The sequence below is a fragment of the Pseudomonas sp. Irchel s3f10 genome (genome assembly GCF_900187515.1).
In the GTDB taxonomy this organism is placed as follows: Bacteria; Pseudomonadota; Gammaproteobacteria; order Pseudomonadales; family Pseudomonadaceae; genus Aquipseudomonas; species Aquipseudomonas tensinigenes.
Genome location: NZ_FYDZ01000002.1, coordinates 329026 through 355948, shown reverse-complemented (window position 1 = coordinate 355948; position 26923 = coordinate 329026). Strand labels below are relative to the sequence as shown.

Sequence of the window (26923 nt, the reverse complement as noted above, 5' to 3'; positions counted from 1 at the left end):
TTATCCCTGTGTGGCAATAATGTTTTGCTTTTGTCCGGATTATTCATCGTAAAGCTGTGTATTACACTCCTTGTCTGGTTTTTTATTCAATGCATTCACTGGAGAGTCAGCATGATCAAGTCGCGCGCCGCCGTTGCCTTCGAGGCCAAGAAGCCGCTGGAAATCGTAGAAGTCGACGTCGCCATGCCCAAGGCCGGTGAAGTCCTGCTGCGCGTAGTCGCTTCCGGGGTTTGCCATACGGATGCCTACACCCTGTCCGGTGCTGATCCGGAAGGCATCTTCCCGTCGATCCTCGGCCACGAAGGTGGCGCCATCGTTGAAGCCATCGGCGAAGGCGTGACCTCGGTTGCTGTGGGCGATCACGTGATTCCGCTGTACACCCCGGAATGTGGCCAGTGCAAATTCTGCAAGTCGGGCAAGACCAACCTGTGTCAGGCAATTCGCGCGACTCAGGGCAAAGGCTTGATGCCGGACGGCACTTCGCGCTTTTCCTACAAGGGCGAAACGATTTTCCACTACATGGGTACCTCCACGTTCTCGGAATACACCGTGTTGCCGGAAATCTCCGTGGCCAAGATCTCCAAGGATGCGCCACTGGAAAAGGTCTGCCTGCTGGGCTGCGGCGTCACCACCGGTATCGGTGCCGTGCTCAACACCGCCAAGGTCAAACCGGGTGACACCGTGGCCATCTTCGGTCTGGGTGGCATCGGTCTGTCGGCAGTGATCGGAGCGGTGAAAGCCAAGGCTGCGCGCATCATCGCCATCGACATCAACCCGGCCAAGTTCGAGATCGCCAAACAACTGGGCGCAACCGACTGCGTGAACCCGAAAGACTTCGATCGTCCGATTCAGGAAGTGATCGTCGACATGACCGATGGCGGTGTGGATTTCTCCTTTGAATGCATCGGCAACGTGCAACTGATGCGCGCAGCGCTTGAGTGCTGCCACAAAGGTTGGGGCGAGTCGGTGATTATCGGCGTTGCCGGTGCCGGTCAGGAAATCGCTACCCGTCCGTTCCAGTTGGTCACCGGTCGCGTCTGGCGCGGTTCGGCGTTCGGCGGCGTGCGCGGTCGTACCGAGTTGCCAAGCTACGTCGACATGGCGCAAAGCGGCGAGATTCCGCTGGATACTTTCATCACCCACACCATGGGCCTGGAAGACATCAACAAGGCCTTCGACCTGATGCACGAAGGCAAGAGCATCCGTACCGTCATTCATTTCTAAACGCAGCCCCAAGTTACGAGCTTCAAGCTGCAAGTCAGGCCGCTTTTGCCTTTGCTTGCAGCTCGAAGCTTGCCACTTGCAGCTGGGAGAACCCCCATGAGTCTGGAAAACATCTCCTGTCAGAAGAGTTTCGGCGGTTGGCACAAGCGCTATCGCCATCGCTCCGATGTGCTCGGCTGTGACATGGTGTTTGCCGTGTACCTGCCGCCGCAAGCAGAGCAGGGTGGCAAACTGCCGGTGCTCTACTGGCTGTCAGGCCTGACCTGCACCGACGAGAACTTCATGCAGAAGGCCGGCGCGATGCGCCTGGCTGCCGAACTGGGTCTGATCATCGTTGCGCCGGACACCAGTCCGCGCGGTCCTGATGTGCCGGGCGATCCGGATGGTGCATGGGATTTTGGTCTCGGCGCCGGGTTCTATCTGAATGCCACGCAAGAACCTTGGTCGCGCCACTATCGGATGCATGACTATGTCGTGCAGGAATTGCCGTCACTGGTTGAAGCGCATTTCCCAGCGTCAGACAAACGCAGCATCAGCGGACACTCCATGGGTGGCCACGGTGCGTTGGTCTGCGCGTTGCGCAATCCGGGGCGTTACCAATCGGTGTCGGCTTTTTCGCCGATCAACAACCCGATGGATTGCCCGTGGGGCCAAAAGGCGTTCTCCCGCTACTTGGGCGAAGACCGTTCGAAGTGGAAAGAGTGGGATGCCTGCGCGCTGATCGCCGAAGCGGATGAAAAATTGCCGCTGCTGGTTGATCAAGGTGATCGCGACGACTTCCTCGAAAATCAGCTCAAACCCGAAGCTCTGCAACAAGCGGCAAAACAAGCGGGCCATCCGCTGACATTGCGTCTGCAACCGGGCTACGACCACAGCTATTTCTTCATCTCAAGCTTTATAGACGACCACTTGCAGCATCACGCACGCGCCCTGCGCGGTTAATGCAGGTAGAATCACGCCCTGACAAAAATCGGGGCGTTTTTTTTATGCGTATTGGCCACGGCTATGATGTGCACCGTTTCGCTGAAGGCGATTTCATTACTCTGGGCGGCGTGCGCATTGCACACAGCTTCGGGCTGCTCGCTCATTCCGACGGTGACGTCCTGCTGCACGCCTTGAGCGATGCCTTGCTCGGCGCTGCGGCGCTGGGTGATATCGGCAAACACTTCCCGGACACCGACCCGCAATTCAAGGGCGCCGACAGCCGTGCGCTGCTGCGTCATGTGGTCGCGTTGATCCATGCCAAAGGCTGGAAAGTCGGCAACGTCGATAACACCATCGTTGCCCAGGCGCCGAAAATGGCCCCGCATATCGAATCGATGCGCGCGTTGATCGCGGCGGATCTACAAGTTGAGTTGGATCAAGTGAACGTGAAAGCTACCACCACCGAAAAGCTCGGCTTTGTCGGTCGCGAAGAAGGCATTGCCGTGCACTCCGTTGCCTTGTTGCTGCGCGCATGAACGAACTGCAATTGCTCGGCCCGCGTGCCTATGGCGAAGCTCTCGGCAGCGCGGTACTGAAAGCCATCGCTGAAGATTTTCAGGTCGATGAAGTGCTCGACATCCCGTTCAGCGGCGACGGCGAGCACCTGTGGATCTGGGTGGAAAAACGCGGCCTCAACACTGAAGAGGCCGCACGGCGTATCGCCAAGGCAGCCGGGGTGCCGCTGCGCACCGTCAGCTATGCCGGGCTCAAGGATCGTCAGGCGCTGACCCGCCAGTGGTTCAGCGTGCAATTGCCGGGCAAGGCTGATCCGGATCTTTCGGCGGCGGAAAACGACACGCTGAAGATCCTCAAGACCACCCGCCATAAACGCAAACTGCAACGCGGCGCGCATTCGGCCAACGGTTTCACGCTGCGCCTGACCCAATTTGTCGGCGACAAAGCTGCAATCGAAGAGCGTCTGCAACTGATCGCCAAACAAGGCATCCCCAATTATTTCGGCGCCCAGCGTTTCGGCCATGACGGCGGCAACGTCGTTGATGCGCGTGCGTGGGCCGCGCGCAAAGCTTTGCCGGAGCAACGTAATGTGCGTTCGCGTCTGCTCTCGACCGCGCGCAGTTTTCTGTTCAATCAAGTGCTTGCCGCGCGGGTAGCTGATGGCACTTGGCAAAAAGCCCAGGTCGGCGATCTGCTGGCGTTCACCGACAGCCGCAGTTTTTTCCCGGCTGGTGAGGCCGAGTGCAGCGACCCGCGTCTGGCGATTCTTGACCTGCATCCGACCGGTCCGCAGTGGGGCGAAGGTGACTCGCCGACCGCAGGCGCTGTCCATGATCTGGAGCAGGGGATCGCCGCAAGCGAGGCGGAGCTGCGCGATTGGTTGGTTCATGCTGGCATGAGCCACGAACGTCGCATCCTGCGGCTGCCCATTGGCGGGTTGACGTGGCATTATCCCCAGCCTGACATTCTGCAACTGGAATTCGTCCTCCCGGCCGGATGCTTCGCCACCGTATTGGTGCGCGAACTCGTTGATCTGGTGCCGGTGGGGCAGACGGACAGCCCATGCGTATTCTGATTTCTAACGACGATGGGGTAACCGCACCCGGTCTCGCCGCGCTTTATGCTGCGCTGGCGGATTACACCGAATGCGTGGTTATCGCCCCGGAGCAGGACAAGAGCGGCGCCAGCAGTTCGCTGACGCTCGACCGTCCGCTGCACCCGCAATACCTGGCCAACGGCTTTATCAGCCTCAATGGCACGCCGACCGATTGCGTTCATCTGGGCCTCAACGGCTTGCTGGAGCGCGAGGCGGACATGGTGGTTTCCGGCATTAACCTCGGCGCCAACCTTGGCGACGATGTGCTGTATTCCGGGACAGTGGCGGCCGCCCTTGAGGGACGTTTTCTTGAACGTCCGTCGTTCGCTTTTTCGCTGGTTTCGCGTCAGGTGGATAATCTGCCGACAGCGGCATACTTTGCGCGCAAACTGGTCGAGGCCCACGCCGGGCTGGATCTGCCGCCGCGCACGGTGCTCAACGTGAACATTCCCAATCTGCCGATCGACCATATTCGCGGTATTCAGTTGACCCGCCTCGGCCACCGCGCCAGAGCGGCAGCGCCGATGAAAGTGGTCGATCCGCGTGGCAAGGCCGGTTACTGGATTGCTGCCGCCGGTGATGCCGAAGATGGCGGCCCGGGCACGGACTTTCATGCGGTGATGCAGGGCTATGTGTCCATCACGCCGTTGCAGCTCGATCGGACCTTCAATGAAGCCTTTAGAAGCCTCGATGGCTGGCTGGAGGGACTGCGCTGATGGCCCGTGAACACGAAGACCGATTGCGTAGCGGCATCGGCATGACTTCCCAGCGTACCCGTGAGCGTCTGATCCAGCGTTTGTATGAAGAAGGCGTGTCCAACGCCAAGGTCCTCGAAGTGATCCGGCGCACACCGCGTCATCTGTTCGTCGACGAGGCGCTGGCACACCGCGCTTACGAAGACACGGCGCTGCCGATCGGCAACAACCAGACCATTTCCCAGCCTTATATGGTGGCGCGCATGAGCGAGCTGCTGCTGGAGGCGGGGCCGCTGGATAAAGTGCTGGAGATCGGCACCGGTTCCGGTTACCAGACTGCCGTCTTGTCGCAACTGGTCGAGCGCGTGTTCTCGGTCGAGCGCATCAAGGTGCTGCAAGACCGGGCCAAGGAGCGTCTGGTCGAGCTGAACCTGCGCAACGTGGTGTTCCGCTGGGGCGATGGCTGGGAAGGCTGGCCGGCGCTGGCACCCTACAACGGCATTATCGTCACCGCCGTGGCCACTGATGTACCGCAAGCCTTGCTTGATCAACTGGCTCCGGGCGGGCGCATGGTGATTCCGGTCGGCTCGGGAGAAGTGCAGCAATTGATGCTGATCGTGCGTGAGGAAAACGGCTTTTCCCGGCACGTTCTGGGCGCCGTTCGCTTCGTGCCTTTGCTTAATGGGCCACTGGCCTGAGCATTTGTTTGCGTGCGCTGAATTCCTTTCGTTCGCCTGTGTCTTACTCCGGCAGCGATGGTTTAAACGCAGCAGATTGCCAACTTGCAAACGTGTGCGCGAAGCGATTTCGCTTCATTAAGGGTAAAGCCGATCCGGCCCGTTATACTGGCGACACCTCATGCCGAAATCCGGCATTTCACATTTTTCAGCCACCACAAAGGGAGCGGCGGGTGAGTCTCACAGTCATTGCGCAGCGTATGGGTAACACGAGCTTTCAGCGCCTGGTGACTGGCCTTGTCTTGAGCACCTTGCTGGTCGGTTGCTCCAGCACCAAATCGAGCAATGTTCGGGTAGTTGATCGCAACAACGCGGTGGCCCAGCGTCCTACCGTGACAACCGGACAATATGTAGTCCGTCCCGGCGATACGATGTTTTCGATCGCGTTTCGCTATGGTTGGGACTACAAAGCCCTCGCGGCCCGGAACAATATTCCTACGCCGTATACGATCCATCCAGGTCAGACAATTCGCTTCGATGGCCGTACCGGTTCAACGCCGACGGCGGTGGTGAGCAACAGCAGTTCTTCGCCTTCTTCGTCGAGCAAAACCACGGTAATCCGGCGCCAGGCAAATGGCACGACCACCACTACAACCACCGGTTCTACGGGGGCTGTACCGTCCGTCGCGAACAAACCGGCACCTGCGCCACTGCCTCCGGCAGGCCCGGCCCCGACCGGCTGGGGGTGGCCATCTAATGGCATTCTGATTGGAAAATTCTCTTCAAACGGTAGTTTGAATAAAGGAATTGATATCGCCGGGGATTTGGGACAGCCTGTTTTAGCTGCGTCTGATGGGACGGTGGTATACGCCGGGAGTGGCTTAAGGGGCTACGGCGAATTAGTCATCATCAAACACAGCGAAACCTACGTCAGTGCCTACGGCCATAACCGCAGGCTGTTGGTTCGGGAGGGACAGCAGGTCAAGGTCGGACAGACAATTGCCGAAATGGGGTCAACGGGTACGGACCGGGTGAAACTGCATTTTGAGATTCGCCGCCAAGGTAAACCTGTAGATCCGCTGCAGTTCCTGCCAAGACGTTGATTTGTAAGCCAGCCTGTTCCGTCGCGTAGAGGGGACAGGCTCCAGCGCTGCCAAGGATAAAGGCGTCGCTTGAGCTTGGGGTCGAACTCACCAAAGGACTATAACAATGGCTCTCAGTAAAGAAGTGCCGGAGTTTGACATCGACGATGAGGTTCTCCTTATGGAGGCCGGCATCGATTCGGAATCTTCGATGTCGAATGATGAAGGGGCTGCTCCACCTTCCGTTCGTTCCAAATCCAAACACTCCGCTTCACTTAAACAACATAAGTACATCGACTACACGCGGGCACTCGATGCCACGCAGTTGTACCTCAATGAAATCGGCTTTTCCCCATTGCTCTCTCCCGAGGAAGAAGTACATTTTGCGCGATTGTCGCAAAGTGGCGATCCGGCCGGGCGCAAGCGCATGATTGAAAGTAACCTGCGGCTGGTGGTAAAAATCGCCCGGCGTTACGTCAATCGGGGGCTGTCGCTGCTGGATCTGATCGAAGAGGGCAACCTCGGACTGATCCGCGCGGTGGAAAAGTTTGATCCCGAGCGCGGCTTTCGCTTCTCGACCTACGCAACCTGGTGGATTCGTCAGACCATCGAACGCGCAATCATGAATCAGACCCGGACCATCCGGTTGCCGATCCATGTGGTCAAGGAACTCAACGTGTACCTGCGGGCTGCACGGGAGCTGACGCAAAAGCTCGACCACGAACCTTCACCCGAAGAAATTGCCAACCTGCTGGAAAAACCGGTGGGTGAGGTCAAGCGCATGCTGGGCCTGAACGAACGGGTTTCTTCGGTCGACGTCTCGCTGGGTCCGGATTCGGATAAAACCCTGCTGGACACCCTCACTGATGATCGTCCGACCGATCCATGTGAACTGCTGCAGGATGACGACCTGTCGCAGAGCATCGATCAATGGCTGTCGGAGCTGACCGACAAGCAGCGCGAGGTGGTTGTGCGCCGCTTCGGTCTGCGCGGTCACGAGAGCAGCACGCTGGAAGACGTAGGGCTGGAAATCGGTCTGACCCGGGAACGGGTACGGCAGATCCAGGTGGAGGGCCTCAAGCGCCTTCGTGAAATCCTCGAGAAGAATGGCCTGTCGAGCGAGTCGCTGTTTCAGTAAGCGCCTCACACGCCCGCCCGCAAAAAGCCCCGACTGGTTCGGGGCTTTTTGTTGACCCGGATTTGTTGGCTATCCCACATCCCTGTTTATTGCCGGACGTACGGTTGGCAATTCCATCGTTTGTAGTCTCGCGGTGTAAGCCTTGGCTTACTCTTTCGTAGGTGTTCACTATTTTTACAAGACGGCAGACGTCGATTATCCTCGGCGTGATTATTTAACTTATTGATTTATATATTTATTTTTTAATGTGAAGTGCTTATTACAGCGCTTTTGCGGTATCAGGGCCGATTGCTCTCGCCGGGGAATTCTCTAGTATCTGGGTTGTGTCGACGGACAGACACGCCCTTCAAGGAAGAGGGGAACGGACATCGCAGGAAGCGATTCATCAGGACGATGAAAAGGAATACAGGGAATAGGGAAAAAATGTGGGCGGGTCATACCGCCCCTTTTTTTTGCCTGCAAAAAAGCAAAAAGGCCCGCAAGGGGCCTTTTCATTCGAGCGCGGGGCAGATCAGCGTTCGAGGTCTTTGATCTTGCCTTTGACGCCATCCCACTCTTCGGCATCCGGCAGCGATTCTTTCTTCTCGGTGATGTTTGGCCAGATTTCAGCCAGCTCAACGTTGAGTTGAATGAACTCCTGCATCTCTTCCGGAACTTCGTCCTCGGAGAAGATGGCTACAGCCGGGCATTCCGGTTCGCACAGGGCGCAGTCGATGCACTCATCCGGGTGAATCACCAGGAAGTTCGGGCCTTCGTAAAAGCAGTCCACCGGACAGACTTCTACGCAGTCGGTGTACTTGCACTTGATGCAGTTGTCGGTGACGACGAAGGTCATTTCTAATTTTCTCCTCAGGCGGCGGCAGCGTAGCCCCTTCACGGTTGGGGTCGCCAGGTTCGGGAGCGATACCTGCTGGCCAGGCTATTAGCCAGCAGCATCCCAAACCGCGCGAGATTCTAACAGCTTGAAGCCGTTTGCGTTATATCCGCTTCTTCAGTGCTTATATCCGGTTCTTCAATGCATAGAGCATTTCGAGCGCACGACGCGGGGTCAGGTCATCCAGATCCAGTTTAGCCAGCTCATCGAGTACCGGATGCGGCAGGCTGGCGAACATGTCGCTTTGCTGTGGCGTCGCCGGTTTGCCTTTGGCCGCAGGTTTCGGCGCTTCATGCGGCAAAGCGGTTTCTTCCAGTCGGCTCAGGTGCTCGCGGGCACGCACGATCACTTCGCTCGGCACACCGGCCAGTTGCGCCACTGCCAGGCCATAGCTCTGGCTGGCCGGGCCGGGCAGCACGTGGTGCAGGAACACGATGCGTTCGTTGTGCTCGGTGGCGTTCAAGTGGACGTTGGCCACCAATGGCTCGGCTTCGGGCAACACGGTCAGTTCGAAGTAGTGCGTTGCGAACAGCGTATAGGCGCGCAAATGAGCCAGACGCTCGGCTGCAGCCCAGGCCAGCGACAGACCGTCAAAGGTGCTGGTGCCGCGACCGACTTCGTCCATCAACACCAGGCTGCGCTCGGTGGCGTTGTGCAGGATGTTGGCGGTTTCGCTCATTTCGACCATAAAGGTCGAACGGCCGCCCGCGAGGTCATCGCTGGAACCGATGCGGGTAAAGATGCGGTCGACCAGCGACAGTTCGCAACTGCTCGCCGGTACGAAGCTGCCGATATGCGCCAGCAGCACGATCAGTGCGGTTTGGCGCATGTAAGTGGATTTACCGCCCATGTTCGGGCCGGTGATCACCAGCATGCGCGTGTTGTCATCGAGGCTCAGATCGTTGGCCACGAACGGTGTGGTCAGCACTTGCTCGACCACCGGGTGACGACCCTGGGTGATACGCATGCACGGCTCGCTGACGAAGCGCGGGCAGTTCAGGTCGAGGTTCAGCGCACGCTCGGCGAGGTTGCTCAACACGTCGAGTTCGGCCAGCGCACCGGCGGTGTCCTGCAGCGGTGGCAACTGGCTGATCAGGTCTTCCAGCAACGCTTCGTAGAGCATCTTCTCGCGCGCCAGGGCGCGGCTCTTGGCAGAGAGGGCCTTGTCTTCGAACTCTTTCAATTCCGGCGTGATGAAGCGCTCGGCACCTTTCAGCGTCTGCCGACGGATGTAATCCGCTGGCGCCGATTCGGCCTGCTTGCTCGGCAGCTCGATGAAGTAGCCGTGAATGCGGTTGTAGCCGACTTTCAGATGACTCAGACCGGTACGGGCCTTCTCGCGGGCTTCGAGATCGATGAGGAACTGGCCGGCGTTCTCGCTCAGCGATTGCAGCTCGTCGAGTTCACTGTCATAACCGGTTTTCAGCACGCCGCCGTCACGGATCACCGCTGGGGGGTTGTCGATGATGGCTTTTTCCAGCAACGCCGCCAGTTCCGGGTAAGTGCTGGTGGTGGTCGCCAGACCTTGCAGGTGTGGCGCTTCCAGATCGGTCATTGCCACTTGCAGTTCAGGCAATGCGCCAAGGGCGTCGCGCAGCCGTGCAAGGTCACGAGGACGCGCGTTGCGCAGGCCGATGCGCGCAAGAATCCGCTCGATGTCACCGATTTCCTTGAGCTGCGGTTGCAGCTTTTCGAAACGGTAGCGATCGAGCAGGCAAGTGATCGAGGTCTGACGCGCCAGCAGCACGGTCAGATCGCGCAGCGGACGGTTCAGCCAACGGGTCAGCAAGCGGCTGCCCATGGCGGTCTGGCAGCGATCGACCACCGATTGCAGGGTGTTGTCGCGACCACCAGCGAGGTTGGTGTCCAGTTCAAGATTGCGGCGGCTGGCACCGTCCAGCACCACGGTGTCATCAAGACGCTCGTGGCGCAGGCTGCGCAGGTGGGGCAGGGCGGTGCGCTGGGTTTCCTTGGCATACGCCAACAGGCAACCGGCAGCGCCGATGGCCAGGGTCAGGTTCTCGCAGCCAAAGCCCTTCAGGTCTTGGGTGGAGAACTGCTGGCAAAGGCTTTTCAGCGCCGAATCACGTTCAAAATCCCACGGTGCACGACGACTGACGCCACGGCGTTTTTCCGCTGGCAGGTCCCTTGGCCAGTCGTCCGGGATCAGCAGTTCAACCGGATTGATCCGCTCCAGTTCCGCCAGCAGGTTCTCCCAGCCTTTGATTTCCGACACGCTGAAACTGCCGCTGGTGATGTCCAGCACGGCCAGACCGAACAGACGCTCATCACCCAGCAGCGCAGCGATCAAGTTGTCGCGGCGCTCATCAAGCAATGCCTCATCGCTTACAGTCCCCGGCGTGAGGATGCGCACCACCTGACGTTCCACCGGGCCCTTGCTGGTGGCTGGGTCGCCGACTTGCTCGCAGATCACCACCGACTCGCCAAGCTTCACCAGCTTCGCCAGATAGCCTTCCGCCGCGTGGTAAGGAATGCCACACATCGGGATCGCTTGACCCGCCGACTGTCCGCGCGCGGTCAGGGTGATGTCGAGCAACTTGGCCGCCTTCTTCGCGTCTTCGTAGAAGATCTCGTAGAAGTCGCCCATGCGGTAGAACATCAGCTGATCTGGGTGCTGATTCTTCAGGCGCCAGTACTGCTGCATCATCGGAGTGTGGGAGGACAGGTCGGAGACGGCTTTATTCATCGGATTGTCAGGCAACTCGTTAAAAGATGTAGGGCAAAAGCGGGGGCATCAGCCGGGCTTTTCCGCGATGGGCGCAAGGTTACCATGGGCAGTCTGTCGGACGCAGGCATCGCAGCCGGGTGACGGCTTTCTTCATCGAAAAGTGTATTTATGCACGTTTTATGCAAATCAGCATTTGTCTTCGCGAATAACTTCAAGCACTATGCGCGTTATGCAAAAACGCAACGTAGCCTCCGTCTTAAGAGCACTGCTCGACCAGCACGGGATCTCCCCCACGGAGCTCCACCGTCGCACCGGCGTGCCTCAATCCACTCTCTCGCGGATTCTCAGCGGGAAGATCGTCGATCCCTCGGATAAACATATCTCGAAGATCGCCGAGTACTTCGCCGTGAGCACCGATCAATTGCGCGGGCGCGCGGATGTCGCGTCGTCGGCCGGTGCCGTGCGTGATGACGTGCACGCGGAACTCAAGGACATAATGCTGTGGGACGACGATACGCCTGTCGATGATGACGAAGTATCGGTGCCGTTCCTTCGCGAGGTTGAATTGGCTGCTGGATCAGGAAGATTCGTCATCGAAGAGAGCGAGCGCTCTAGCCTGCGTTTCGGCAAGCGCAGCCTGCGTCATAACGGTGTGCAGTTCGACCAGGCCAAGTGCGTCACAGTGCGCGGCAACAGCATGTTGCCGGTGCTGCGTGATGGTGCCACTGTCGGCGTGAATGCGGGCAAGTGCGGCATCGGTGACATCATTGATGGCGACCTGTACGCGATCAATCACAACGGCCAATTGCGCGTGAAGCAGCTTTATCGCCTGCCTACCGGTATTCGTTTGCGCAGCTTCAATCGCGATGAACACCCGGACGAGGACTACAGCTTCCAGGAAATCCAGGAAGAGCAGATCGTCATCCTCGGTCACGTCTTCTGGTGGGGCATGTACGCCCGCTAACCAGACCCTTTTCAGATAAACCCGTCCATTGGCGGGTTTTTTTTCGCCTTGATGAAACCGCCAAACCCTTGCGCTGCGGGGCTTTCATGCATCTGCGCATTTCTCATGCATAAATAAATGCATTTGCGCATTGACTGGATATGCATACATGCATATCCTTGCCACCAAGCCGCTCGACAAAGCGGCTGGCAAGAAAGCTCTTTAGTTCCACAAGAACAGGCAGCGATGAACCGGCCTCAACGGTTCAGAGGGTTGGCAACTGACCCGGGTGTGCAGCGTAAAGCACCAGAAGCAGTTATCCGGCGGGCAGGGACCGCGGTCGGAAAAACAATTTGAATGGACTCGTACCGCGCCAGTAGCGCCGAACAGTCAGCTTCCTTCTTGAACACAGGATTGGAAGGAAGGCGAAGGAGCGCATTACTGAAAAGCCCGGCGGACTGCCGGGCTTTTTGGAATGCTCCTCCGAGCAGATCACCATGAATGGTGTACAGCAGGGCCTAGTTAAATAAACAGAAGGAAACTGGAATGAATCGTTACGCACTTACGACCACCGTGATGGGGTACACCGTGATTCTTCAGATAATCGACTCTGAGGGGGAAGCACCCGCGGTGCCGGCAAACGAACCCTATACCGGATGGCGGGACATCACCGGTAACGACACTGCGCAGCCGGGAATGAAAATCACCTGGGGACCTACTGGGGAAGAATATGCTGAGACTACGCTCCCCGAGCAACAACTGATCACCACCGGCCGCATGCAACAACGCTTTGATGCAGCCGAGCGCTGGCTGATGTTTAACCCTTTGCAATACAAGTTGGACCTGGGCATCGCCACACCAGCGGACGAGTCGGCGTTGATCGCCTATAAGCAGTACTTCGTTGCCGTCAGCGAAGTTGTCGAGCAAAACACATTCCCGACGATCAATTGGCCAGTCGCTCCGTTCTGATTCGGCATATCCCCCGTAATCAAGTCTGGAGAGCATTACTGAAAAGCCCGGCTCTAGCGCCGGGCTTTTTGGAATGCCTACCTGAAGAGACATCGCTTGAACCCAACACACAACACTCATCAACTAAAAACAGGAGGCGTGACATGACAAACGAGCAACAAGCGTTGGCGGACATGCCGATCTGGCTGGTCATCCTCCTTGCCGTCGTCGGCGGGGTGTCCGGCGAAATGTGGCGCGCCGACAAGGAGGGCGCGCGTGGCTGGTCGCTCCTGCGGCGTCTGGCCTTGCGCTCCGGCGCCTGCATGATCTGCGGCGTGTCGGCGATCATGCTGCTGTATGCCGCAGGATTATCAATCTGGGCCGCCGGCGCGTTCGGTTGCCTGACCGCGATGGCCGGTGCTGACGTAGCTATCGGCCTCTATGAACGTTGGGCCGCCAAGCGCATTGGCGTCTGCGAAGTACCGCCTCGCGACCAACCTTGAACCTGGTATTTCTCCGTGCCGCCATGTTGGCGGCAGGGCTGCGCGTGGACGAATGAAAAGGAGGTCATGTATGCCCACACCGATCCAGCAGCCGTCGCAACTGTTCACCGCCATCGCGACGACGCTGCGCAACACCGCCGGACTCAACCTCAACGTTGGTAATCATGACAATTTCGCTGCTCCCGGCGATCAGGCCTGGGTGCTGATCGATTTTGAACGAAACGCATCGGCAGAGCGCGCCACTGATGGGCGGATCGCCCATGTAATGACGTTGTCGTTGCAAGTTATCCCGGCGCTATCCGCAACGGCGTTTGCGGCCTGCGATTTGATCGCGGTACTGAAAAACCTGATCACTGACAACCGCTGGAACCTGCCCGGCGATCAATGCGATCTGCCGATGAATATTGATGGCCTGCCGTCATTGCTCATCCGCGGCGATCAGCAATACAAAGCCTGGACCCTGACGTTCAACCAGACCCTCTACCTCGGCCCGACCTTGCTGGACGATCCACTGGGCACGCCGAAATTCGCTCGCACCTGGGAGGTCAGCAATATAGACGACCCGGACCAATACACCGCGCTGGAGGCCTGACCGATGTTCGACGCATTACTGCGTATGCAGCTGGGTCCGATCATCGAACGCCTGGCCGAAATGGAAGCGGAAATCGACGATCTGCACCGCCGTGCCGAAAGCTTCTGCCGTATCGGCATTTGCCAGACAGTCGACGCTGCGAGCAACACCTGTCAGGTCAGTCACGGTGGCTTGCTCACGCCGGCCATCAAGTTTTTCAACCCCAGCGCCGGCGCACAAAGTGAATCGCGGATTCCGACGGTGGGCGAGCAGTGTCTGCTGTTCAACTACGGCAGCGGCGAAAGTGGTGCGCAATCCGTGGCGCTGTTCGGTCTGAACAGCGATCGTTTTCCACCAGCCTCTACGATCCCGACGCTGACCCGTCGCGTGCATAAGGACGGCAGCGAAAGCGGCTATGACGACGCCACCCACATCCTGCACTGGCAAAACGGCCCGGCAGCTTTCAGCGGTTCACGCGAATCGCTGGAGCTGAGCATCGGCCCGGCCCGGTTAGCGATGACACCACAAATCATCACCCTGCAACTCGGTGCCGTCGGCCTGACTATCGACGCTTCCGGCGTGCATTTCAGCGGCCCGTTGGTCGATCACCAGGGCCGCGTCATCAGCCCCTGATTCAAGAGCCTCCCATGATCGGAATCGATAGAGACAGCGGGGCCACGGTCGACGACTGGCTGCAGTTTGTGCAGCGCGCGACCCGGGCCCTGACCACGCCGCTGGGCACCCGGCAAAAACGGCCCTTGTACGGATCGCTGATCCCAACGCTGTTGGGGCAGAACCTTGGCGATGACGTCCTGCTGTTAGCCCAGAGCCATGCGGCGCAAGCGTTCTACAACGCGCAGAACGGCATCAGCGATTTTCAACCGCAAGTGATCGTCGCCAGCCGGCGGGGCGCCGGCCTGTTGTTGCGCTTCGCCGGTACCTGGAAAAACCGTCAACAAACCTTCGAGGTCGTGACATGAGCATGTTGATCCCCGGCCAGAACCAATTGGCCGAACCCGCGCTGATCACCGTTGAAGCCTTCGAAGATCTGCTCGCCGAGTTCAAGGCTTTCGTCATCGAATACGTCGGGGCGCGTTCGCCGGACAGTGCTGCGAAACTCAAGACCAGCCTGGAAAACGAAAGTGAACTGCTGACCCTGGCGCTGGAAGCTTTCTGCGTGCGGCTGCAAACCCATGAGCGCAAATACAACGCCCGCATCAAACAGATGCTGGCGTGGTGGGCGACGGGCAGCAACCTCGATGCGCGGCTGGCGGACATGGGCCTTGAGCGGCAGTTGCTCGATCCGGGCGATCCGGCGGCATTCCCGCCGGTGCCGGCGATTTATGAAAGCGACGACGATGCTCGCTTGCGTTACTACCTGGCGCCCCATGCACCGGCAGCAGGTTCGCGGATGCAGTATCGCCGCGAAGTCTTCACCCTCGGCGAGCGTCCGACGGTGCAGGTCGAGTCTACCGAGGCGGGGGTGGTGAACGTCACGTATACCTTCGACCCGGACGGGCTCGCTGCGCAGGTCAAGGATGGCAACGGGCGTCGCACGGCACCGGGCGAAGTGCAGGTTACGGTGCTGTCCCGCGACGGCGATGGCACGCCTTCAGCGTCATTGCTTGACGGCGTTCGTCAGCACTTCGCACGACCGGATGTACGACCGGAAACGGACCTTGTCACGGTCAAGGCTGCTGACATTCAGCGCTACAAGATTCGCGTTGTCGCCAAAATCAATTCCGGCCCCGATTCGGGCCTGACCAAAGTCGCCGCGCAACAACAATTGCAGGCTTACGCCGACAGTTGCCATCGCCTCGAAGGCCGGGTCGATCCGAGCTGGATCGACTACACGCTGCACAGCGCCGGTGCCGTGCAACTGCAGATTCTTGAACCGCTGGCGCCGATCGTGACCACGGCGTTTCAAGCGCCTTATTGCACTGCGGTCGAGGTCGAGGTGCTGACGCTATGAGTGAAAAAACTCAGCGCCCAACACTGCTGCCGGCCAACAGTTCGGCACTTGAACGAGGTCTGGATCTGGGTTTTGGAGCATTGCTCGATCGCATCGCGCCGCCGTTCCCGGAACTGATGAACCCCGCAGAAACCCCGGTCGCCTTTCTGCCGTATCTGGCAGCGGATCGCGGTGTTGCCGAATGGAGCACCGCTGCACCGGAAGCGGAAAAGCGCCTGACCGTCGAACTCGCCTGGCCCACCGCGCGTCAGGCCGGCACCCGCAAGGCGCTGGAAAACGCCGCCAAGGGTTTGCAGTTGAGACCCGAGATCCGCGCCTGGTACGAACAGACACCGCCCGGTGCGCCTTACAGCTTTTCTGTACGCGCCTTCAGCGACCAACCCTACAGCGAAGAAATCGACGCCCGTCTCGATCGACGTCTGGCCGATGCCAAGAGCGAACGGGATGTGTTGACGGTCTCGGTCGGCTTGAGCGCTTTCGGCAATCACGTCATCGGTGCCGCGACTTTTTGCGGAGAGCTGACCACGGTTTATCCGGTGTTCATCGAAGGCCTCGAAACCTCGGGAGAGGCATTCATGGCCGCCGGCATGTACACCGTCGAAACATCCACAATTTATCCTCAGGGGGCCTGAATGGCTGACTATTACACCCTGCTCACCAACGCAGGGATTGCCTACGAAACGGCGTGCAAGGCCGCGGGCACGCCGATTAAGTTGACGCAGATTTCCGTCGGTGACGGCGGCGGCTCGGTCTACAACCCGGCCGCGACCGCCACTGCGCTGAAACGCGAAGTCTGGCGCGGGCCGCTCAATGCACTGTTCCAGGACGAGAAAAACCCGAGCTGGTTGCTCGCCGAAGTGACCATTCCGCCGGATGTCGGCGGTTGGTATGTACGAGAGGCCGGGTTGTGGACTGACACCGGGATTCTCTACGCCATCGTAAAATATCCGGAGTCGTTCAAACCGGTTCTGGCCACGTCGGGTTCGGGTAAAGAGTTCTACATTCGCTCGATTTTCGAGACGAGTAATGCGTCGCTGGTGACGTTGTTGATTGATGACACCGTCGTCAAGGCCACGCGTGCCTGGGTCATGAGTTACCTCGCCGAAGAACTCGGCAAGCTCGATGGCAAGCAGTCGGTGCGTGTTGCTGCGACTGGCAATGTCGTGTTGAACGGTGCGCAGCAGATTGATGGTGTGGCAGTGATTGCCGGTGACCGTGTGCTGCTGGCGAATCAGACCCTGTCCAAGGATAACGGCCTGTGGATTGTCGCGAACGGCGACTGGGTGCGGGCAACCGATGCCAACAGCAGCGCCAAGGTCACGCCGGGCCTGACGGTCGTGGTCGAGGAGGGCACAGCAAATGGAGATTCGTTGTGGCACCTGACCACCAATGCGCCGATCACCCTCGGCACCACGACGCTGACGTTCAAGATGCTCGCGGGGCGCACCGGGATTGCTGCCGGGACGTACAAGAGTTTGACCGTTGATGAATATGGTCGCGCGACGGCGGGTGCGAACCCTGAGACGCTGGCCGGGTTTGGCATCAAGGATTCGTACACCAAGGGTGAAGTTGAGGCGTTGATTGCCAAGGCGTCGGCGTTGCCGGTTGGTTCGATTGTCGCGTTTCCGGTTGATGCACCACCGCCGGGCTTTCTGGAGCTGGATAACAGCGTCAAGAGCAGTGCGACTTACCCGGACTTGAGCGCTTATCTGGGTAGCAAGTTCAACAAGGGTGATGAGGGGGTCGGCAACTTCCGTTTGCCCGAGGCGCGCGGGGAGTTTTTGCGTGGCTGGGATCATGGGCGTGGAGTTGACGCCGGACGTGGTCTCGGTAGCTGGCAGGCCGACGACAACAAGTCGCATGCCCATACGGTCACCCGCATGCAGGCATTCGCCAATGCCACCGGCAGTAATCCGAGTGCCGTAGTGGTAGACAACGGCAATACGGCCGTAATGACCAATTTCGCGGCTGGCTTCAATAGTTCTGGTGGCGCCGAGGCACGACCTCGCAACATCGCCGTCATGTGGTGCATAAAAGCCTGGAACGCCCCGGTCAATCAGGGAACCATCGATGTCGCCGCGCTGGCCAAGGAAGTAGAACGGCTCAAATCCGCCGTTCCGATTGGCGCTGTTCTCGCATTCCCGACGGGTATTGTCGCTCCCGGTTATCTGGAGCTGGATGGCAGTGTGCAAAGCATTGCGACTTATCCGGATCTGGCCGCCTATCTCGGCACTGTCTATAACAAAGGCAATGAAGGCGCGGGTAACTTCCGATTGCCGGAATCGCGCGGTGAGTTCCTGCGCGGCTGGGATCATGGGCGTGGAATAGACGTCGGACGAAACGTCGGCAGCTATCAGGCCGGTACCAAGACTCAGGGCGACAACGGGGATGCACCAGCTGTTCAAGGCATTGGCAACTCCAATGCTATCGACGCAGATCCGGCACCTGACTTCACAGGCGATATCTACTACACAACCACGGGTGCAATCGCCCAAAGCTTCAGCGGTTCTTACTGGAAAACCGTGCGCCCACGCAACCTCGCCGTCATGTGGTGTATCAAAGCCTGGAACGCTCCGATCAATCAGGGAAACATCGATATCACTGCGCTGGCGACTCTGGCGCAACAAGCTTCCGAAAGCAATCAAGGCACAGCAAAAATCGCCACCCAAGCCCAGACAGACGCGGGCACTGATGACAAAGCTGTAGTCACCCCCAAAAAAATGCGTTGGGGGTTTTCAATTGGCATTTCTGAGAACCTGGGCAGTAGCTACGTTGTATTTCCGACGTGGCTCGGAGGATTGATCATTCAGTGGGGAATGACGAACGCAATCGCATCCGGCGCAAATTACCTCCAGGCCTTTCCGGTAGCGTTCCCGTTGTTCGTGCCAGCAGTGTTTACGACTTATCCCAATGCTGCAGTGGATGCGCCGACAGGCTCGACCTATATCGGGCAGGTTCGAGCTCAGAGTAGGGCGAACGTGACCATTCGCAACATTGGCCCCACCCCGGCACAATTTTATTTTCTGGCTATCGGCCGTTGAGGCCGAGAACCAGTCGAGGGTTAGCTATGAAGTTCGCAACATTTAGTGAAACCGGTGAGTTGACCGGACGTTATGACTCGGCCCTTCACTCAGTCATTCCTGAACAAGCGGTCGAACTGAGCGATGAAGTTTTTCTCGCCACCAGAACCGATCAAACGGGTGAGTGGAGGCTGGTCGATGGAGAGGTCGTAAAAGTACCCTTTGCAATAGTGGAGCCGAATTACCCCGAACTGTTCGCGAAAACGCGGTTCTTGCATGAAACACACGGTATCGCTATAGAGGGATTGAATATAGAAACATCTCGCGACAGCCAGGCGCTGATCGCCAGCACAGGTCTGTCTGCCATTCTCGACCCCGAGTATCGCTGCAACTTCAAAACCCTCAATGGTTTTGTCGAGATCGGCGCCGAGCAGATTCTCGCCATTGCCAAGGCTGTGCGCAGCCATGTCCAGGCCTGCTTTGATCGCGAACTGGATTTGCTCCGGGCCCTCGAGGCGCGAACTTATAAAGATGAAATGCTCGCTGAAGGTTGGCCGCTCTCGTCACCGATCACCGCGAATCAGTAAACGCCCCATTCTCTGGGGCGTTTTCATATCTGGCCACTCACGAGGGTGGTTTTAGAGTCGTCGTTAATCACACAAGGAAGAACCTATGTTTTACGCACCCTCCACCGGCGGTTTTTACGATCCAGCCATCCATGCAGAAATTCCAGGCGATGCAGTTGAAATCTCGCGTGAGTACTGGCTTGAGTTAGTGAACGGGCTGTCTACCGGCAAGATGATTGTCATGAATGAAAATAACTATCCGGTGCTGATTGATCGGCCGGGGCCAACACCTGCGGAACTTGAGAGCATTGAGCGCTACTGGCGCAAACAGCAGATCGCACTCACTGATCCCGTGGTCAACCGTCATCGTGACGAGGTGGACCGTTGGCCAACCCAGCTGACCCCGGCGCAATACATCGAGTTGCAGAACTATCGCCACGTGCTGCGCATCTGGCCGGTCGGCGGTGAGTTGCCCTTGAGCGAACACCGCCCGGCTGCGCCGGAGTGGCTCGCTAGCCTGCCCGAATAAAAACGCCCCGCATTGTCGGGGCGTTTTCTTGTCCCCCCAAGCCCCTCCCGTAGAGGGGCTTGGCCGTTTATGGAGAAACGAAAAATGGCAACCCGCCAAACCTACACCGTGCTCGTCCCATTCCCCACCGGCGGTGGGCACTGGTCGAGCGTCGGCCAGGAACTCGATCTGCTCGACGTCGAGGCCAGTGCCTTGCACTTCGCCGGTCGACTGGAACTGAAAACACCCTCCACCCAGGCCAAAAAGGCCGCTGCCAAGAAGGCTGACTGAACATGGCTGAGGTTCTGAACTTCGAGCACAACGGCATTACCGTCAATGCCACCGAATCCCCCGAGGCCATGGGTGGCCTGGGTGACAACGTCATCGGTCTGGTCGGCACTGCGCCGAAAGCCGATCCGCTGATTCCGCGCAACGCACCGTTCCGCATCAACAGCTTCACCACCCACGCGCTGCTCGATCCGACCGGTTCCGAAGAAGGCACCCTGTATCACGCGGTTTACCAGATCCTCAAAGTGGTCAAGGTGCCGGTCTACGTGGTGATCGTCGAAGCGGGCGCGACCCCGGCCGACACCGTTAACGCAGTGATCGGCGGCGTCGATCCAACCACCGGCCGCAAGCTCGGTCTGGCCGCGCTGGGCAGTGTCCCGGAAGACCTGACCATCATCGGCGCACCGGGCTTCACCGGCACTAAAGCGGTAGCCGGCGAGTTCGCCTCGTTCGGCAAGCGCATCAAGGCCCGGGTGGTGCTGGACGGCAAGGACGCCTCGGTCGCCGATCAAGTGCTGTACAGCCAGGAACTGGGCGGCGCCGATCTCGGTTTCGACCGTTGCCTGGTGGTCCACAACATGCCTGCCGTTTATTCGAAAGCGGCGAAGAAAAACGTCTTCCTGTCGCCTTCCAGTCTGGCGATTGCCGCACTGGCCAAGGTCAAGCAGTGGGAGAGCCCGGGCAACCAGGTGACCTACGCCGAGGACGTTTCGCGAGTCGTTGAATACAACATCCTCGACACCTCCACCGAAGGCGATCTGCTTAACCGCTACGGCGTTAGCTACTACGCCCGCACCGTGCTTGGCGGCTTCTCGCTGCTGGGTAACCGCTCGATCACCGGCAAGTTCATCAGCTACGTCGGCCTCGAAGATGCGATCAGCCGCAAGCTGGTCAAGGCGGGCCAGAAAGCCATGGCCAAGAACCTCACCAAGTCCTTCATGGATCAAGAGGTCAAGCGCATCAACGACTGGCTGCAAACCCTGGTCGCCGACGAAACCATTCCTGGCGGCAGCGTTTATCTGCACCCGGAACTGAACAGCGTCGAGAAGTACAAGAACGGCACCTGGTACGTGGTCATCGACTACGGCCGTTACGCGCCGAACGAACACATGGTTTATCAACTCAACGCCCGCGATGAAATCATCGAGCAGTTCCTGGAGGACGTTCTCTAATGTTTACCAACCGTGTAAGACAGGCCATCGCGGCCACCCTGCAAGGCCTGCCGCTGTCGGCGACCGTTGAAGAATTCACCCCGCCGAAGATCGAATTCGATGTGGAAGAGATGCGTGGCGGGCGCTTTATCGGTGAAGAAATGGCCAAGGGCGGCAAAGCGCTCAACGCCAAGCTGACCCTGCAAGGCCTCGGCGCCGAAGTCATGCTGGCACTGGGTGTGAAGCTGGGCGACGACATCCTGCTGAACGTGCGTGAAGCCGGTCAGGATCAGGATGGCAACACTTGGTTCACCTACCACACCGTCGGCGGCAAGCTGAAATCCCTCGAGGAAACCGCGGTGAAAATGGGTGAAAAACCCAAGACCAATCTGGAGCTGTCCTGCCGCACCTACAACCGCCTGGAAAACGGCGTGCCGGTGATCGACATCGACGTGCGCACCCAGAAGTTCGTGCTCAACGGCGTCGACATCCTCGGTGATGCGCGGCGTGCGGTGCTGATGCCGTAACCCTCGGCACAACACAAAACCCTGTAGGAGTGAGCCTGCTCGCGATGAGGTCAGCACATGCAACATCAATGTGCTTGAAAGACCGCTATCGCGAGCAGGCTCACTCCTACAAGGGAATAGCGACACCCCCTCAAGAATCACCAAGGAATTCATACATGTCGTGGATGCCACCCCAGCATGACCTGTTGTCGCCGATCACCGGCGACGACGGTTCGCAGATCGAAACGATCCAGCTCAAGCCGCTGTTCTACGCCGCGCAAAAAGACGCGCTGGAGCGCGCCGGCGATGACGAAGACGATCAGTTCTTCGAACTGGCGCTGCTCGCCACCGGCCTCTCGGTCAAGGAACTCGACCAGCTCAAGCGCCCGGATTACGTGAGCATCGCCCAGTACGTGCACGAGATGTCGACACGCCCTGCGTCGTACTTTCTCGATCAGGTCGAAGACGCGGAAAAATCCGCCGATCCCGACCAGGTGCAATTGCTGCAACCGCTCGCCGTGACCGGCCGCACCGTGACCTCGTTGAGCCTGGAAATGCCTGTGCTGCGCGCCACCAAAGTGATGAAAAAACTGAAAACGGCCAAGGAACGCGCCGAGTTCATCACCGCCCATTGCACCGGCCTGATGATCCCCGATCTGGCCTTGATGACCGTCCCTGACTGGACGCAATTGCAGGTGCGCATCGACGATTTTTTAAACCAGCCGGCGGCCTACTTTCGGAACGCGACATCGAAGTAATCCTCGATATCGTCCCGCTCATTTACCCGGTAAGTGAAGCGGAGATTCTGGAATGGGACGCCGAAAAGGCGTTGCGCCGCTACGACATAGCGATCACTCGCCTTGGCGTAAAACAGGAGTAGAGCGGCAATGGCAGACACATCGTTTTCGCTGATGTACGCCGCGCAAACCGCAGGCGCGGGTTCCGGCTTGTCGGCAGGGGGATCGGCCACAGACAGCCTGGTCAAACCACTGTCCGAACTGAAAGAGGCGTTGCTTACGGCCAGTCTGGACATCCGCAGTCTGGTGCGTGAACAGATCAAACTCGGCGCTGTTGTCCTGGGGCTGAACACGGCCCTGGCATCATTCAAGGTGCCAGTGGTAACTGCCGCGCCGGCGGCAGGCGGCGAAAGCAAGTCAAAGCTCAAGGCTGAGATTGAACAACGCTCGCCTCCGGCCTACCTGCAATCGGACATGGCCCTGGAAACCGCCATGGCCCAGCTCAAGCAGGTTCAAGGCCTGAGTGGCGACCTCGGCACGCTGTCGAAAGCCAACCTCAAACTGGCCACCGACAAACGGGTTTCCGGCAGTGGGGCGACGGTCGTGGATCTGGTGCAGGTCGAAGTCGCGGCTGACAGATCCGGGATTGGTGCGGGTCTCAAGGGCGCCGACAAGGAACAAGTGCTGCTGGATTTTGCCCTGGATGCAGCGGTCAATGCGTCGGCGTTCGGCATCAGCCTGAAGTCGGCCGGTGAAATGCTGTCGGCCTGGCAAGTCTCGATGAGACTGGATCACACTCAAGGTCAGCTGCTGGCTGATGCGACTCAGCATCTGGGCAACAGCGGACTGAATACGACGGCTGCCGACATCGGCTCGGTTGTGCAGCAATCCGGCGAGTCGGCCGTTGCAGCGGGGATTCTGCCCGAGCAGTTGGCGGCGCTGTCAGCCGCGTTGCTCAATGCTGACGTCGACAAAGCCGGTGCCGGGGCGTCGGTGAAAAGCATCAGTGCAGCCTTGGCCAAAGGCCCCCAAGGCTCGGCGGCCGAGCAGTCGGCGTGGAAGGCGTTGGGGCTTGATCCCGGCAAGTTGACCGAAAACGTACCGGACAACCTTGTCAAAGCGTTGGCGGCATTGAAGCAACAACCGGCAGAGCAGCAAGCAGCGCTGATCAAGACACTTTTCAGTGGCGACGACGGTGTACGCAAACTGCTGGCGAAACCCGAAGACCTGCAAAAAGCGTTTTCGCTGGTCGCTCCGGCCAAACTGGAAGGAACGTCGTCGCTTGTGTCCTCGCAAGCGACCCAGAGCAGCCTCGCATCGCCATTCAAGGGTGAGGGGGGCGTGCTCCAGTGGATGGGCAAACCCGGCGAGGCACAGACGCCGCTTTCATTGCTCAAGCCCAATGATCCGCTGACACCGGCTTACAGCGGCGCGATTGAACGCAGCGCCGAGCCTGCGGGCAAAGACCCTCAGCGAAGCTGGAACGCGTTCGATGCCAGTCTCAATCGTCTGATCACGGCGTTGGCGCCGGATGCGACCGGCACGCTGGATTCGCTGACGAATATGACCAATGGCGTGGCCGATATGGCTGAAGCCCATCCCAAGACCTCGACGGCGTTGGCCCTTGCGGGCGTTGGACTGTCGGCCATCGTGGTGGCGGTGATGGCCAAGGCATTCGGCAATTTCACCGACAAACTGCTCAAGGGCGTCGCTTCAAAATTGCCGTTCGGTCTTGGCGGTTTGATTGCCGATATTGAAGACCCGAAAGCAAAGAAAACGTCGGCCGGAAATGGCGCGGGTCATGACTGCTGTTGCAAACCGCTGGGCGGCGGGACGGGGGACAGACTCAAGCCTCGCCGGTCAAGCATCAAGCCTCGAGTCCGACGTGAACAAACCGGTCAAGGTGCGAAAAGCCCCCGCACGGTGACCCCTCGGCCACCACGGATCAGTACTCCACCGGCACCACCCGTTCTGCCCCGCATGTCCGGCTCGTACTGGCCGGGAACCATGACGGCATTTGCAGGCTCATCAGTCGTCAGTTCTGCACCGGCCGCTCCACTGTCCGGTTCTTACGCCAGGGCAGGCAGACTGCTTGCCAGACGGGCACCGCCGCTGCGGTTGCTCAGCGCCGGATATGAAATGGTCAACGGCGTCATGAGCGGCGATAAGCGTGCCGTCGTGTCGTCCGGTGCATCGTTGGCCGGGTCGTCTGTTGGTGCCGCTGTCGGTGCTGCATTGGGTACGTTGATTCTGCCGGGTGTGGGCACCATGGTCGGCGGGTGGCTGGGGAGCATGGCGGGCGGGGCCATCGGTGAATCTCTGGGCGACAAGCTAGGGACACAAGTCGATCGTCTCGGCTCTCCTGCACAGGTCAGTAAAGACCTCATCGCGACCTCGCCGACCTCCACGAACCCTGCGGCAATCGCCTCCACAGCCGTCAGCCAGCCTGTCACGTTCAACTCCACCATTCACATCAATGGTCAGGATCAGGGCAGCGCCCAGGCACTGGCCAATCTTGTTGTGCAGACAACAATAAGTCAGTTGGGCCAGATCATGCCGACCAATCCTCTCGCCACACGACGTGACGCAGCCCTGACCGACGGAGTCGCCACATGAAACAACAAATGGCTCTGGGCAGTTTTATCTTTGGTCTTTCACGCGGTTTTGCCTACAGCAGTTTTCTGCGCAAGTCCGACGGCGGCTGGACGGAACTGCAGATTCTCACCAGCAAACCCAAGGCCCATCAAATCGGACAGAAACCCGAAACCCTGACCATCACCGGCAAATCAATGTACGCGGTGGCCATGGATCGGCTGGATGAGCTACGTGCGCTGCAAGCCCTTCGTGTGCCGCTGCCGCTGATCGATGGCATCGGCCGCAACTGGGGGCTGTGGCGGATCAACAACGTTCAGGAAACCCAGACCTGCATCATCGATGACGGCACGGCGATGGTGGTCGATTGGGTCATCGAATTGGCGGAGTTCAACAATGCGTAAGGTCCGAAGCGTGGCCGGTGATTCGGTGAATCTGCTGCTCTACCGCGAAACCGGGCGCAGCGACGATGCCGCTGAAGAAGCCCTGTGGAAACTCAACCCGAATTTGGCCGAGCTCGGCCCGGTTCTGCCCGCTGGCATCTGGGTCGTGCTGCCTGAACTCGACAGCAAACCCGCTGCGATCAAAGCGCTCACGGCCTGGGATTAAGGAGGTTGTATGGCATTGGGTTTTACCCCGGTCGTGCAGATTTATGGCGCAAACGCGGATCTGCTCAACCAGCGGCTGATCAGTTGGGAACACATTGATGCCGCCGGTATCGAGTCGGATCAACTGACCCTGACCATTGATCTGGAAGGTCTCGAAGGGCTGCCAAATCTGGGCGGGAAAATCGGCCTGCTGGTGGGTTACCTGGAAATGGAAGAGATGGTTGACAAGGGCCAGTTCAAAGTCACTCGCCTGACACCGACGCTGTTTCCGTTTCGCCTGACCCTGGTGGCCACTGCAGCGCCTTTCAGCAAGGATGATGAAACCGGCTTCAAGCAGCGCCGCACCGCCAGTCATGGACCGACGACGCTCGGTCAACTGTTTAGCAAACTGGTGTCGCAGCACGGCTTTTCATCGCGTGTCGCTGCGGACGTGTCGATGATCAAGATCGCCCACGTCGACCAGTCCAATGAAACCGATATGGGCTTTCTGACGCGGCTGGCGAAGAAGTACAACTTGGTCGCCAAACCTTATGGCGATGCGTATGTGCTGGCGCGGCCTGGGCAGATCAAATCCATCTCGGGGCAGAAACTGCAGGATGTGACGTTGTCGGTCACCCACGACAATCGTCCCGGCGATCACGCCTTCATCAGCGCCACGCTGGAAGAGGCCGCCCGCGAACAGGCCAAGGGCTGCAAGACCTGTTTTGTCGATGCGGTTACAGGCGTTTTGCACTGGGTCGAAACCGGGCTTGCGCCGTTCAAGACAATCCGCCAGAAGCAACCCAACGAAGCGGATGCCATCGCCGTGGGCGAAGGCGAAGTGCGCAAGATGTTGCGCCACAAATACAAGGTGAAGATCACCTGTCCTGGTGATCCACGGCTGGCGGCTGAAGGCCTGGTACTGCTCGATGACAGCTGGCCGGACTTCATGCGCGGACGCTGGTCGATCGACAAGGTCACCGCCAGCGGTAATCGCGAGAACAGCTATCGCTGCCTGATCGATGCGTCGTGCCTCGACCCGAAAGCCGAAGCCAAAGACTGATCTCACAGCCCACGAGCCCCCCTGTAGGAGTGAGCCTGCTCGCGATAGCGGTG

At 59.0% G+C, this 26923-nt stretch carries 29 protein-coding genes; 27 read left to right on the top strand and 2 right to left on the bottom strand.

The features are described 5' to 3' along the window. Window positions 1–111: 111 nt before the first annotated feature. The 8 genes from CKW17_RS06830 (at window position 112) to rpoS (ending at window position 7352) form a co-directional block, all read left to right on the top strand. Window positions 112–1224, top strand: a complete 1113-nt coding sequence (locus CKW17_RS06830) for an S-(hydroxymethyl)glutathione dehydrogenase/class III alcohol dehydrogenase (RefSeq protein ID WP_007908835.1) — start codon at window positions 112–114, stop codon at window positions 1222–1224. Between the two features lie 96 nt (window positions 1225–1320). Beyond that, entirely contained in the window at window positions 1321–2166 is an 846-nt protein-coding gene (gene fghA / locus CKW17_RS06825; protein ID WP_095119281.1) for an S-formylglutathione hydrolase, read from the top strand. Between the two features lie 44 nt (window positions 2167–2210). Continuing rightward, window positions 2211–2684, top strand: a complete 474-nt coding sequence (gene ispF / locus CKW17_RS06820; protein ID WP_034149878.1) for a 2-C-methyl-D-erythritol 2,4-cyclodiphosphate synthase — start codon at window positions 2211–2213, stop codon at window positions 2682–2684. Further along, complete coding sequence (truD, locus tag CKW17_RS06815) at window positions 2681–3739, top strand: tRNA pseudouridine(13) synthase TruD (protein ID WP_095119280.1); 1059 nt, start codon at window positions 2681–2683, stop codon at window positions 3737–3739. Before ispF ends, truD begins: the two co-directional genes overlap by 4 nt. Further along, window positions 3727–4476 carry a 5'/3'-nucleotidase SurE gene (surE, locus tag CKW17_RS06810; RefSeq protein WP_095119279.1) on the top strand — a complete coding sequence of 250 codons (750 nt, stop codon included), beginning with the start codon at window positions 3727–3729 and terminating at the stop codon, window positions 4474–4476. Before truD ends, surE begins: the two co-directional genes overlap by 13 nt. 41 nt (window positions 4477–4517) lie before the next feature. Then, complete coding sequence (locus CKW17_RS06805; RefSeq protein WP_172828219.1) at window positions 4518–5153, top strand: protein-L-isoaspartate(D-aspartate) O-methyltransferase; 636 nt, start codon at window positions 4518–4520, stop codon at window positions 5151–5153. Between the two features lie 212 nt (window positions 5154–5365). Continuing rightward, on the top strand, window positions 5366–6235 hold the full coding sequence (locus tag CKW17_RS06800) for a peptidoglycan DD-metalloendopeptidase family protein (RefSeq protein WP_095119278.1): 870 nt from the start codon (window positions 5366–5368) through the stop codon (window positions 6233–6235). Between the two features lie 106 nt (window positions 6236–6341). Beyond that, complete coding sequence (rpoS, locus tag CKW17_RS06795) at window positions 6342–7352, top strand: RNA polymerase sigma factor RpoS (protein ID WP_016985073.1); 1011 nt, start codon at window positions 6342–6344, stop codon at window positions 7350–7352. A gap of 511 nt (window positions 7353–7863) precedes the next feature. On the opposite strand, the gene fdxA is transcribed toward rpoS, so the two are convergent. Continuing rightward, window positions 7864–8187 carry a ferredoxin FdxA gene (fdxA, locus tag CKW17_RS06790; RefSeq protein ID WP_007908827.1) on the bottom strand — a complete coding sequence of 108 codons (324 nt, stop codon included), beginning with the start codon at window positions 8185–8187 and terminating at the stop codon, window positions 7864–7866. Between the two features lie 163 nt (window positions 8188–8350). Beyond that, complete coding sequence (mutS, locus tag CKW17_RS06785; protein WP_095119277.1) at window positions 8351–10933, bottom strand: DNA mismatch repair protein MutS; 2583 nt, start codon at window positions 10931–10933, stop codon at window positions 8351–8353. A gap of 211 nt (window positions 10934–11144) precedes the next feature. On the opposite strand from mutS, the gene CKW17_RS06780 reads away from it, so the two are divergent. The 19 genes from CKW17_RS06780 (at window position 11145) to CKW17_RS06690 (ending at window position 26870) form a co-directional block, all read left to right on the top strand. Continuing rightward, entirely contained in the window at window positions 11145–11879 is a 735-nt protein-coding gene (locus tag CKW17_RS06780; protein ID WP_095119276.1) for an XRE family transcriptional regulator, read from the top strand. Window positions 11880–12404: 525 nt separating this feature from the next. Then, the gene (locus CKW17_RS06775; RefSeq protein WP_095119275.1) at window positions 12405–12827 is read left to right on the top strand and encodes a tail fiber assembly protein; all 423 of its coding nucleotides are present in this window, start codon (window positions 12405–12407) and stop codon (window positions 12825–12827) included. Between the two features lie 143 nt (window positions 12828–12970). Further along, complete coding sequence (locus tag CKW17_RS06770) at window positions 12971–13309, top strand: phage holin family protein (protein ID WP_011332709.1); 339 nt, start codon at window positions 12971–12973, stop codon at window positions 13307–13309. Window positions 13310–13379: 70 nt separating this feature from the next. Next, window positions 13380–13901, top strand: a complete 522-nt coding sequence (locus tag CKW17_RS06765) for a hypothetical protein (RefSeq protein ID WP_095119274.1) — start codon at window positions 13380–13382, stop codon at window positions 13899–13901. Window positions 13902–13904: 3 nt separating this feature from the next. Continuing rightward, on the top strand, window positions 13905–14513 hold the full coding sequence (locus CKW17_RS06760; RefSeq protein ID WP_095119273.1) for a phage baseplate assembly protein V: 609 nt from the start codon (window positions 13905–13907) through the stop codon (window positions 14511–14513). A 14-nt stretch (window positions 14514–14527) separates the two neighbouring features. Continuing rightward, entirely contained in the window at window positions 14528–14860 is a 333-nt protein-coding gene (locus CKW17_RS06755; RefSeq protein ID WP_095119272.1) for a phage baseplate protein, read from the top strand. Then, window positions 14857–15852 carry a baseplate J/gp47 family protein gene (locus CKW17_RS06750; protein ID WP_095119271.1) on the top strand — a complete coding sequence of 332 codons (996 nt, stop codon included), beginning with the start codon at window positions 14857–14859 and terminating at the stop codon, window positions 15850–15852. Before CKW17_RS06755 ends, CKW17_RS06750 begins: the two co-directional genes overlap by 4 nt. Then, window positions 15849–16484, top strand: a complete 636-nt coding sequence (locus tag CKW17_RS06745; RefSeq protein ID WP_007908812.1) for a phage tail protein I — start codon at window positions 15849–15851, stop codon at window positions 16482–16484. Before CKW17_RS06750 ends, CKW17_RS06745 begins: the two co-directional genes overlap by 4 nt. Beyond that, window positions 16485–18893 (top strand): phage tail protein, encoded by a 2409-nt coding sequence (locus CKW17_RS06740; RefSeq protein WP_095119270.1) that lies wholly within the window; start codon window positions 16485–16487, stop codon window positions 18891–18893. Between the two features lie 26 nt (window positions 18894–18919). Next, complete coding sequence (locus tag CKW17_RS06735; RefSeq protein ID WP_095119269.1) at window positions 18920–19459, top strand: DUF4376 domain-containing protein; 540 nt, start codon at window positions 18920–18922, stop codon at window positions 19457–19459. An 85-nt stretch (window positions 19460–19544) separates the two neighbouring features. Then, window positions 19545–19967, top strand: a complete 423-nt coding sequence (locus CKW17_RS06730; RefSeq protein WP_095119268.1) for a phage tail protein — start codon at window positions 19545–19547, stop codon at window positions 19965–19967. Between the two features lie 84 nt (window positions 19968–20051). Then, window positions 20052–20237 carry a hypothetical protein gene (locus CKW17_RS06725; protein WP_095119267.1) on the top strand — a complete coding sequence of 62 codons (186 nt, stop codon included), beginning with the start codon at window positions 20052–20054 and terminating at the stop codon, window positions 20235–20237. A 2-nt stretch (window positions 20238–20239) separates the two neighbouring features. Beyond that, a complete protein-coding gene (locus CKW17_RS06720; protein WP_095119266.1) occupies window positions 20240–21406 on the top strand; it encodes a phage tail protein in 1167 nt (388 codons plus the stop codon). Beyond that, on the top strand, window positions 21406–21912 hold the full coding sequence (locus tag CKW17_RS06715; protein ID WP_095119265.1) for a phage major tail tube protein: 507 nt from the start codon (window positions 21406–21408) through the stop codon (window positions 21910–21912). The genes CKW17_RS06720 and CKW17_RS06715 overlap by 1 nt, the downstream gene beginning before the upstream one ends. Window positions 21913–22067: 155 nt before the next feature. Then, complete coding sequence (locus CKW17_RS06710) at window positions 22068–22649, top strand: phage tail assembly protein (RefSeq protein WP_095119264.1); 582 nt, start codon at window positions 22068–22070, stop codon at window positions 22647–22649. 129 nt (window positions 22650–22778) lie between these two features. After that, entirely contained in the window at window positions 22779–25244 is a 2466-nt protein-coding gene (locus CKW17_RS06705; RefSeq protein WP_095119263.1) for a phage tail tape measure protein, read from the top strand. After that, window positions 25241–25624, top strand: a complete 384-nt coding sequence (locus CKW17_RS06700; protein WP_095119262.1) for a phage tail protein — start codon at window positions 25241–25243, stop codon at window positions 25622–25624. The genes CKW17_RS06705 and CKW17_RS06700 overlap by 4 nt, the downstream gene beginning before the upstream one ends. Then, on the top strand, window positions 25617–25829 hold the full coding sequence (locus CKW17_RS06695; RefSeq protein ID WP_095119261.1) for a tail protein X: 213 nt from the start codon (window positions 25617–25619) through the stop codon (window positions 25827–25829). Before CKW17_RS06700 ends, CKW17_RS06695 begins: the two co-directional genes overlap by 8 nt. A gap of 9 nt (window positions 25830–25838) precedes the next feature. Then, entirely contained in the window at window positions 25839–26870 is a 1032-nt protein-coding gene (locus tag CKW17_RS06690; RefSeq protein ID WP_095119260.1) for a phage tail protein, read from the top strand. Window positions 26871–26923 lie beyond the last annotated feature (53 nt).

What these genes read in the sequence shown, in the direction of transcription:
- mutS (WP_095119277.1), bottom strand. Translation starts at nt 10,933, where the DNA reads ATGAATAAAGCCGTCTCCGACCTGTCCTCCCACACTCCGATGATGCAG.
- fdxA (WP_007908827.1), bottom strand. Translation starts at nt 8,187, where the DNA reads ATGACCTTCGTCGTCACCGACAACTGCATCAAGTGCAAGTACACCGAC.
- CKW17_RS06735 (WP_095119269.1), top strand. Translation starts at nt 18,920, where the DNA reads ATGAAGTTCGCAACATTTAGTGAAACCGGTGAGTTGACCGGACGTTAT.
- CKW17_RS06745 (WP_007908812.1), top strand. Translation starts at nt 15,849, where the DNA reads ATGAGTGAAAAAACTCAGCGCCCAACACTGCTGCCGGCCAACAGTTCG.
- rpoS (WP_016985073.1), top strand. Translation starts at nt 6,342, where the DNA reads ATGGCTCTCAGTAAAGAAGTGCCGGAGTTTGACATCGACGATGAGGTT.
- CKW17_RS06695 (WP_095119261.1), top strand. Translation starts at nt 25,617, where the DNA reads ATGCGTAAGGTCCGAAGCGTGGCCGGTGATTCGGTGAATCTGCTGCTC.
- CKW17_RS06690 (WP_095119260.1), top strand. Translation starts at nt 25,839, where the DNA reads ATGGCATTGGGTTTTACCCCGGTCGTGCAGATTTATGGCGCAAACGCG.
- CKW17_RS06705 (WP_095119263.1), top strand. Translation starts at nt 22,779, where the DNA reads ATGGCAGACACATCGTTTTCGCTGATGTACGCCGCGCAAACCGCAGGC.
- CKW17_RS06750 (WP_095119271.1), top strand. Translation starts at nt 14,857, where the DNA reads ATGAGCATGTTGATCCCCGGCCAGAACCAATTGGCCGAACCCGCGCTG.
- CKW17_RS06775 (WP_095119275.1), top strand. Translation starts at nt 12,405, where the DNA reads ATGAATCGTTACGCACTTACGACCACCGTGATGGGGTACACCGTGATT.
- ispF (WP_034149878.1), top strand. Translation starts at nt 2,211, where the DNA reads ATGCGTATTGGCCACGGCTATGATGTGCACCGTTTCGCTGAAGGCGAT.
- CKW17_RS06770 (WP_011332709.1), top strand. Translation starts at nt 12,971, where the DNA reads ATGACAAACGAGCAACAAGCGTTGGCGGACATGCCGATCTGGCTGGTC.
- CKW17_RS06765 (WP_095119274.1), top strand. Translation starts at nt 13,380, where the DNA reads ATGCCCACACCGATCCAGCAGCCGTCGCAACTGTTCACCGCCATCGCG.
- CKW17_RS06730 (WP_095119268.1), top strand. Translation starts at nt 19,545, where the DNA reads ATGTTTTACGCACCCTCCACCGGCGGTTTTTACGATCCAGCCATCCAT.
- CKW17_RS06830 (WP_007908835.1), top strand. Translation starts at nt 112, where the DNA reads ATGATCAAGTCGCGCGCCGCCGTTGCCTTCGAGGCCAAGAAGCCGCTG.
- CKW17_RS06740 (WP_095119270.1), top strand. Translation starts at nt 16,485, where the DNA reads ATGGCTGACTATTACACCCTGCTCACCAACGCAGGGATTGCCTACGAA.
- CKW17_RS06805 (WP_172828219.1), top strand. Translation starts at nt 4,518, where the DNA reads ATGACTTCCCAGCGTACCCGTGAGCGTCTGATCCAGCGTTTGTATGAA.
- CKW17_RS06710 (WP_095119264.1), top strand. Translation starts at nt 22,068, where the DNA reads ATGTCGTGGATGCCACCCCAGCATGACCTGTTGTCGCCGATCACCGGC.
- fghA (WP_095119281.1), top strand. Translation starts at nt 1,321, where the DNA reads ATGAGTCTGGAAAACATCTCCTGTCAGAAGAGTTTCGGCGGTTGGCAC.
- CKW17_RS06720 (WP_095119266.1), top strand. Translation starts at nt 20,240, where the DNA reads ATGGCTGAGGTTCTGAACTTCGAGCACAACGGCATTACCGTCAATGCC.
- CKW17_RS06760 (WP_095119273.1), top strand. Translation starts at nt 13,905, where the DNA reads ATGTTCGACGCATTACTGCGTATGCAGCTGGGTCCGATCATCGAACGC.
- CKW17_RS06725 (WP_095119267.1), top strand. Translation starts at nt 20,052, where the DNA reads ATGGCAACCCGCCAAACCTACACCGTGCTCGTCCCATTCCCCACCGGC.
- CKW17_RS06780 (WP_095119276.1), top strand. Translation starts at nt 11,145, where the DNA reads ATGCAAAAACGCAACGTAGCCTCCGTCTTAAGAGCACTGCTCGACCAG.
- truD (WP_095119280.1), top strand. Translation starts at nt 2,681, where the DNA reads ATGAACGAACTGCAATTGCTCGGCCCGCGTGCCTATGGCGAAGCTCTC.
- CKW17_RS06755 (WP_095119272.1), top strand. Translation starts at nt 14,528, where the DNA reads ATGATCGGAATCGATAGAGACAGCGGGGCCACGGTCGACGACTGGCTG.
- surE (WP_095119279.1), top strand. Translation starts at nt 3,727, where the DNA reads ATGCGTATTCTGATTTCTAACGACGATGGGGTAACCGCACCCGGTCTC.
- CKW17_RS06700 (WP_095119262.1), top strand. Translation starts at nt 25,241, where the DNA reads ATGAAACAACAAATGGCTCTGGGCAGTTTTATCTTTGGTCTTTCACGC.
- CKW17_RS06715 (WP_095119265.1), top strand. Translation starts at nt 21,406, where the DNA reads ATGTTTACCAACCGTGTAAGACAGGCCATCGCGGCCACCCTGCAAGGC.